Genomic DNA, 7,123 nt, shown 5'->3' with positions numbered 1-7,123 from the left:
CGAGTAGTCAGCCGAGGTACGGCACAGGCTGGTCGGAGTATCCGTGTTCGATCCGGAGCTCCATTGTCGGGTGGATATCGAAGTTATGCAGGTCGCCTCAACCAGGGCCGCGCGCACTGGCCGCTGGGCACCTTGCAGCTGGAAGCCATTGCGGCGGTGAGTGAACCGGCCGCCGTCGCCGAGGCGCGGGACAAGGCCGAGCGGATCGCGGCCGATCGGGCCGCCATGATTCCCCGGCTGGCGGCTCTCGGCATCGAGGTGCACGAGCCCGCGCACGGGCCGTTCCTGCTGATCCGGGTGCCGGATGCGGAATTGTTGCGAAAGCGGCTCGCGGACAAGGGGATCGCGGTGCGCCGCGGTGATACGTTCCCGGGGCTGGAGACGGGATTCCTGCGGGTGGCGGTGCGACCCGCGGCCGAGGTGGATCGGCTGGTCGCGGCGATACGCGACGTCGGTTTGTGAGCCCGGACGTGCCCGTCCGAGGACGTGAGTTGGTGAGCGAGAAGGAGGTTCGGTTGTGGTGACGACGGTGCTGGCGGATCTCATGGCGGCGCTGGACGCGGCGTACCCGCCCCGGCTGGCCGAATCCTGGGATTCGGTGGGACTGGTGGCCGGTGACCCGGACGAGCCGCTGTCGCGGGTGTTGTTCGCGGTCGACGCGACCGCGGCCGTGGTCGCCGAGGCCGTCGACTGGGGTGCGCAGGCGCTGGTCGTGCATCACCCGCTGCTGTTGCGCGGTGTGGACACCGTGGCGGCGAGCACGCCGAAGGGCGCGCTGCTGCATCGGCTCATCCGTTCCGGCTGTGCCCTGTTCACCGCGCACACCAATGCCGACTCCGCCGATCCCGGCGTCTCGGACGCGCTGGCGCACGCGATCGGGCTGACCGTCACCGGGCCGCTGGACCCGAAACCGCAGACCGCGCTGGACAAATGGACGGTGACGGTGCCGATCACGCACTCCGGTGCGGTGCTCGACGCGTTGTTCGCCGCGGGGGCCGGGTCGGGCCCGAAGTACGCCGATGCCGCCTGGACAGCCACCGGCACCTCCCAGTTCCGGCCGCTGGCGGGAGCCAATCCGGCGCTGGGCGCGGTCGGTGAACTGCACGAGGTCACCGAGGATCGGCTCGAGGTGGTGGCCGCGCCGTCGCGTCGCGCGGCCGTGCTGGCGGCCCTGCGTGCCGCGCATCCGTACGAGGAGCCCGCCTATCACGTGACCGAGCGGGCCGGGCTGCCGTCGAGCCTGGGTATCGGGCGGGTCGGCGAGCTCGCGGTCCCGGAAACGTTGCGCGAGTTCACCGCCCGGGTGCGCGCGGGGCTGCCGACGACCACGTGGGGTGTGCGGGCCGCGGGCGACCCGGACCGTATCATCCGGACGGTCGCGGTGTGCGGCGGTGCGGGAGATTCCTTCCTGGGCAAGGTGTCCCGCCTCGGCGTCGACGCCTACGTCACCTCCGACCTGCGGCATCATCCCGCCGACGAGCATCTGCGCGCGGGTGGTCCGGCGCTGATCGACGCCGCCCACTGGGCCACCGAGCTCCCGTGGTGCGCGCAGGCCGAAGCTGTGGTGCACGCCGCACTGCCGGCGGTCGAGACCCGCGTCTCGTCGATCCGCACCGACCCCTGGACGCTCGGATCCGCCGCCGACCACTGACCGCCGCGAGCGAATGTCCAGCTTGACGCCGGGTTGGCAAAAGGGTCCCGCCGGGACAGGTACGGTGGGAGTCTTGAGTGCTTCCGGGCTCCAGGCCTCGCCCCAGGAGTCCTTCGGGGTTTCAGGGGCTTGCCCCTGAGAGTCTCGAGAGTTGAACCGTCCATAGCGTCCAGGAGACCCTTCGCGTTGAATGCCGAACCATCGATCCAGGCCAAGCTGCTCGACCTCGCCGCCGTCGACGCCGAGCTGACGCGGATCGGGCATCGCCGCAAGGTGCTGCCCGAGCAGCAGGAGGTGGCGCGGCTCGAGGGCGAGCGCACCACCCGCAAGGACGCGGCGGTGAAGGTCGAGATCCAGATGGACGACCTGGACCGCGACATCCGCAAGCTCGAGGGCGAGATCGAGGCGGTCCGCAAGCGTGAGGAACGCGACCGCGGCATGCTGACCGCCGGTTCGGTCGGGGCCAAGCAGCTCTCGGAACTGCAGCACGAGCTGGGCAGTCTGGAACGCCGCCGCAAGGTCCTCGAAGACGACCTGCTCGAGGTGATGGAGCGGCGCGAAGCCGCCGCCGACAACCACTCCCACGCCGGGGCCAACCTGGATCAGGCCGAGGCCGACCTGGTGGACGCCGAACGCCGCCGCGACGAGGCGCTCGCCGACCTGGCCGTCGCCGAGCAGCGCTGCGAATCCGACCGCCTCGCCCTGGCCCGCGCCTTCCCCGCCGACCTGCTCGCCGCCTACGACAAGCAGCGCACCACCTACGGTGTGGGCGCGGCCCTGCTGCAGGCCCGCCGCTGCGGCGCCTGCCGCATCGAACTCGACCGCGGCGAGATCTCCCGCATCTCCCAGACCGCCCCCGACGTGGTCGTCCGCTGCCCCGAATGCAGCGCGATCCTGGTGCGCACCAAGCACTCCGGGCTGTAGTCCCGACCCCAATGATCAGGCCCGCTCCCCGATTCCGGGCGGTCCGGGCGCAGCTCCGGATCGGTACGGAAGGTGAGAAGCGTTGGTGGATATGGTGATCGTGGAGGCCGACGGCGGGTCGCGCGGGAATCCCGGGCCCGCCGGGTACGGCGCGGTGGTGTTCGACGCGGATCATGCGCGGGTGCTGGCCGAGCGGCGGGAGTTCCTGGGTGTCACCACCAACAATGTCGCCGAATATCGCGGGCTGATCGCGGGTTTGGAGGCGGCGGCCGAGCTGGGCGCGCGTGAGGTGGCCGTGCGGATGGACTCCAAGCTGGTGGTGGAGCAGATGTCCGGGCGCTGGCAGGTCAAGCACGAGAGCATGATTCCGCTGGCGGACCGGGCACGGCGGCTGGTCGCGGGCTTCGACCGGGTGAGCTTCACCTGGATTCCGCGCAAGGAGAACAAGCACGCGGACAAGCTCGCCAATGAGGCCATGGACGACGCGGGCACCGTGGGCGAGGTACGGACGGCGCTGGCTGAGGAAGCGTCGGCGAAGGCCGTGGAGGAGGCTCGCGTCGAGGTGGATTCCGTGTCGATCCCCTCGAGCGCCGAGGCGCTGGGGTCGGCGGTGGAGATCGCCCCCGCGTCGTCGGAAGCATCGGGCGTCGAAAGCCGTTCCGGGGTGGGGGAGATCGCCGCCGCGGTCGCCGGGGGCATCGTCGACGGCGCGGCCGCCGGGGCCGTGCAGTCGAGTACCTCGCCTTCGCCCGGGTGGACGGGAGCCGTCGGGCGGCCGACGCGGTTGTTGTTGCTACGCCACGGGCAGACGGAACTCTCTGTGCAGCGGCGGTATTCGGGCCGGGGGAATCCGCCGTTGACCGCGCTGGGGCGGGAGCAGGCGGGTAAGGCCGCCGAGATGCTCGCGGCCAAGGGCGGTATCGATGTCATCGTGTGCTCGCCGTTGGGGCGGGCGAAGGAGACGGCCGAGGCGGCGGGGCGGGCGTTCGGGCTGCCGGTGCGGGAGCTGCCGGGACTGATCGAGACGGATTTCGGTGCCTGGGAAGGGATGTCGTTCCAGGAGGCCCGCGACCACGATCCGGAACTGCACGCGTGCTGGCTCGGCGATCCGTCGGTGCCCGCGCCCGGGGGCGAGAGTTTCGATCAGGTGCGGGAGCGGGTGGAGGCCACCCGCCGCGACCTGGTGGCGCTGCACCCGGGCGCGAATGTGCTTGTGGTCAGCCATGTCACGCCGATCAAGACGTTGCTGCAGCTGGCGCTGGGCGTGGGCCCGTCGCTGCTGTACCGGCTGCACCTGGACCTGGCTTCGCTGTCGATCGCCGAGTTCTACCCGGACGGTGGCTCCTCGGTCCGGCTCGCCAACGACACCTCGTACCTCTGAGCGACAGGGGGTCGAAACCCCCTGTCTCCGAGCTCGGCTCAGGGGCGCAGGGTCGCCATCAGGAATTCGGTCTGGTCGTAGACGGCCTTCTCGAACCAGTCGTCGAAGTAGATGTCGAAGTGCCCGATCGGGTACCGCTTCACGGTGGCGTGCTTGGTGCGCTCGGCGGCCTTCAGGGTCGGCCCGGCGGGCGCCACCGAGTCGTTGTCGCAGATCGCGTACAGCACAGGCGCTTTGATGTCCTTGACGTGCCGGGTCGGATTGTCGAACAGCGTCGACAGGCCGACGCGGGCCGCCACCTTGGGCCGGTACTGCGTGCTCTCCTCGGCCAGCCGCCCGAATCCGGCGGGCACGTCGGCGGCGCTCATCAACGCGGCGGAGTGCTTCTTACCGGCCAGCCGGGCGGTGATGGGACGCCGGATGATCGGCCCCACAACCTGATCGGTGAGCGCGAGGGTGCCGGTGCGCAGCAGGCTGATCGGCCCCTTCGCCAGCGCCGAGGCCCGCCCGCTGGTGAACGGGCACTGCGCCACCACGGCCGCGATGTAGTGATCGTCGGGCGCCACGGCCAGCACGTGGCCGCCGCCGAACGAACTGCCCCACAGCGCGATTCGGGTGGCGTCGATACCCCGGATGGTGCGCGCGAACGCGATCGCGCTGTGCCAGTCCTCGCGCTGCTTGGCGATGTCGATCCGCTGCCGCGGCTCACCGCCGCTGGCCCCGAAATACCGATAGTCGAAGGCCAGACCCGCGATTCCCGCCGACGCGAAGCGTCGCGCATACCGGTCCAACCCCATTTCCCGGTCCGCCCCCAGCCCGTGACCCATGACCACCAGCGGGCGCGGTTTGGGCGGTCCATCGGGGAGATACAGCCATGCCGCGCACTGCTCGCCACCCGAAGGGAACCCCACCTCCACACGCTCCATAGGGGCCTACCGTACCCTGGTGGCCGCGGACGAGTCGGTCGGGCGGCCGCGGCGACGGGAACGGGCACGCTTGTGCCGCTGCCAGTCGCCGAGGAAAGTCCGGACTCCGGAGAGCAGGGCGGTTGCTAACGGCAACCCGGGGTGACCCGCGGGACAGTGCCACAGAGAAGAGACCGCCGGTGGGCCGCACTTCGCGAGAAGTGCACCGCCGGTAAGGGTGAAACGGTGCGGTAAGAGCGCACCAGCGCGCCGAGTGATCGGCGCGGCTAGGTAAACCCCGCCCGGAGCAAGGTCGAAGGTCGGACTCGCGAGAGTGCGACTGCGCAGGTGTCTGAGGGCTGCTCGCCCGAGCCTGCGGGTGGACCGCTCGAGGCACCCGGCAACGGTGTGTCCAGATGGATGGTCGCCACCAGGCGTCGCGACGCCTGGGACAGGATCCGGCTTACAGACCGACTCGTCCGCCTAGAAACTCTCGAGAGTTGCTCAACTCTCGAAACTCTCAGGGGCAAGCCCCTGAAACCCCGCAGCGGGTAGGGATGGCTCAGGGGCAAGCCCCTGAAACCCATGTTGCGGGTTTGTTATGTCTTCGCAGGCGCGATCTTCCGGTGCCATGATGGAAGGCACACCATCGGGTTTCCGGTGGCGCGGAAATACTTTCGCGGAGCGAACAATGGATGTTCTCTATCTGTTGATTGGGTGGCTTGCCGCCATCGTCGTCATTGCCGGAATCGTGCTCGGTTCGGGGGTTCGGGTGATCGCGCAGTACGAGCGGGGCGTGCTGATGCGGCTGGGGCGGGTGCGGGCGGTGAAGGAGCCGGGGATGCGGCTGCTCATTCCGGGGGTGGACAAGCTGCAGAAGGTGTCGATGCGGGTGGTCACGATGCCGGTGCCCGCGCAGGAGGGGATCACTCGCGACAATGTGACGGTCCGGGTGGACGCGGTCGTGTACTTCCGGGTGGTCGATCCGCTGCGGGCGATCATCGAGGTGCAGGACTATCTGTTCGCGGTGGCGCAGGTGGCGCAGACCTCGCTGCGGTCGATCATCGGCAAGAGCGAGCTGGATGATCTGCTGTCCAATCGTGAACAGCTCAACAAGGGCCTGGAATTGATGATCGACAGTCCCGCGCTGAACTGGGGCGTGCACATCGATCGCGTGGAGATCAAGGACGTGGCGCTGCCGGATGCGTTGAAGCGCTCCATGTCTCGCCAGGCCGAGGCCGAGCGCGAACGCCGCGCCCGCATCATCTCCGCCGAGGGCGAGCTCCAGGCCTCGACCAAACTGGCCGAGGCGGCCGCGAACATGTCCCAGGCTCCGGCCGCGCTGCAACTGCGCTTCCTCGAGACCGTGGTTCAGGTTGCGGCGGAGAAGAATTCGACCCTGGTGTTGCCGTTTCCCGTGGAGCTTCTCCGATTTCTGGAGCGTTCCACGCCGAAGGCCGAGGACGAGTCGGAACAAGAGCCGCAGCCCCGGCAGCAACAGCTCCCGGCCCCGCCGGTCGCCGGACCACAAGCCCTCGGCCCCGCCGAGCTGATGGCCCTGCTCGGCCGCCCCGGCGTCCAGGAGGCCCTCGCCGCACTGGAACACCCGGGGGCACAGGGAAAGACGAACGCGTCCGGTGCGCCGGGCGCGGGCAAGGAGTCGGCGTAGCGCGGGCACCGGGTCCGGGCGCGGCCGGCGGTATGAGGATGAGGAAGTAAGTCATGGCGGGTGTGATTCAGCCGGCGGCCATCGTGATCTTTTTCGGGATCGCGTACGGATTCAAGTTCTTCACGGCCAAGTTCCCGGGTGGACTGCGCGGTGAATAACGCGGCGGTTCGCCAGTAGGACCACCGCAAGCGGGAGGGCGGCGTGACCGACGCCGCTCTCCCGCTCGCGTGCGCAGACCCCTCGGTTGGATGAGAATTGCGGTGCGTCACCTTGCGTGTGTCGGCGTGGCTCGGCGTGTCGAGCGGGTTATCTGCTCCGAACTAGCACCGAACGTGATCGACGTCATAAAGTGTTGCGCGTTGGAAAGTTCCGTTGCGGTCCGCAACGGGCGAAGGGCTCAACAAACGTCGGAAAGCAGGTCTCGTCTAAATGCGAATTGCTCGCAAACTGGCAGTCGGCGCACTTCTTGCCGCTGCCGCTTCCGTTTCGGTTGTGCTGGGTTCCGGGTCCGCCTCCGCGGTCGCGGTGACCCCGCTGCCGGGTGGGGTGCAGGTGGATCTCACCCCCGCGGATACGCAGTGGGTTGCGCAGAA

Annotated in this window: 6 protein-coding genes and 1 other RNA gene; 6 read left to right on the top strand and 1 reads right to left on the bottom strand. The window is 69.3% G+C overall.

Annotated elements, in window-relative coordinates; genetic code table 11:
* The 4 genes from ACWELQ_RS32710 to ACWELQ_RS32695 all read left to right on the top strand — a co-directional run.
* Nucleotides 1-462 (top strand): aminotransferase class I/II-fold pyridoxal phosphate-dependent enzyme (locus tag ACWELQ_RS32710; RefSeq protein ID WP_452400895.1); only part of this gene is annotated, 462 nt, incomplete at its 5' end.
* Between the two features lie 82 nt (nucleotides 463-544).
* The gene (locus tag ACWELQ_RS32705; protein ID WP_452400897.1) at nucleotides 545-1,651 is read left to right on the top strand and encodes a Nif3-like dinuclear metal center hexameric protein; all 1,107 of its coding nucleotides are present in this window, start codon (nucleotides 545-547) and stop codon (nucleotides 1,649-1,651) included.
* A gap of 186 nt (nucleotides 1,652-1,837) precedes the next feature.
* Nucleotides 1,838-2,575, top strand: a complete 738-nt coding sequence (locus ACWELQ_RS32700; RefSeq protein WP_452400894.1) for a zinc ribbon domain-containing protein — start codon at nucleotides 1,838-1,840, stop codon at nucleotides 2,573-2,575.
* A 91-nt stretch (nucleotides 2,576-2,666) separates the two neighbouring features.
* Nucleotides 2,667-3,956, top strand: coding sequence for a bifunctional RNase H/acid phosphatase (locus tag ACWELQ_RS32695; RefSeq protein ID WP_452400896.1), 1,290 nt, complete (start codon nucleotides 2,667-2,669; stop codon nucleotides 3,954-3,956).
* 38 nt (nucleotides 3,957-3,994) lie between these two features.
* On the opposite strand, the gene ACWELQ_RS32690 is transcribed toward ACWELQ_RS32695, so the two are convergent.
* On the bottom strand, nucleotides 3,995-4,882 hold the full coding sequence (locus ACWELQ_RS32690; protein WP_452400893.1) for an alpha/beta hydrolase: 888 nt from the start codon (nucleotides 4,880-4,882) through the stop codon (nucleotides 3,995-3,997).
* Nucleotides 4,883-4,912: 30 nt separating this feature from the next.
* Between ACWELQ_RS32690 and rnpB the strand changes: the two genes are divergently transcribed.
* Both rnpB and ACWELQ_RS32680 read left to right on the top strand, forming a co-directional pair.
* Nucleotides 4,913-5,343, top strand: an RNA gene (rnpB, locus tag ACWELQ_RS32685) — RNase P RNA component class A.
* A 209-nt stretch (nucleotides 5,344-5,552) separates the two neighbouring features.
* Entirely contained in the window at nucleotides 5,553-6,530 is a 978-nt protein-coding gene (locus ACWELQ_RS32680) for a slipin family protein (protein ID WP_452400892.1), read from the top strand.
* Nucleotides 6,531-7,123 lie beyond the last annotated feature (593 nt).

The organism is Nocardia sp. NPDC004722 (assembly GCF_053601505.1).
Note: the sequence above shows the minus strand (reverse complement) of the source record. Positions and strands in the feature narration are given on the sequence as shown.

Excerpts from the sequence above, each read along its gene's own strand:
- ACWELQ_RS32705 (WP_452400897.1), top strand. The coding sequence starts at position 545 with ATGGCGGCGCTGGACGCGGCGTACCCGCCCCGGCTGGCCGAATCCTGG.
- ACWELQ_RS32690 (WP_452400893.1), bottom strand. The coding sequence starts at position 4,882 with ATGGAGCGTGTGGAGGTGGGGTTCCCTTCGGGTGGCGAGCAGTGCGCG.
- ACWELQ_RS32680 (WP_452400892.1), top strand. The coding sequence starts at position 5,553 with ATGGATGTTCTCTATCTGTTGATTGGGTGGCTTGCCGCCATCGTCGTC.
- ACWELQ_RS32695 (WP_452400896.1), top strand. The coding sequence starts at position 2,667 with ATGGTGATCGTGGAGGCCGACGGCGGGTCGCGCGGGAATCCCGGGCCC.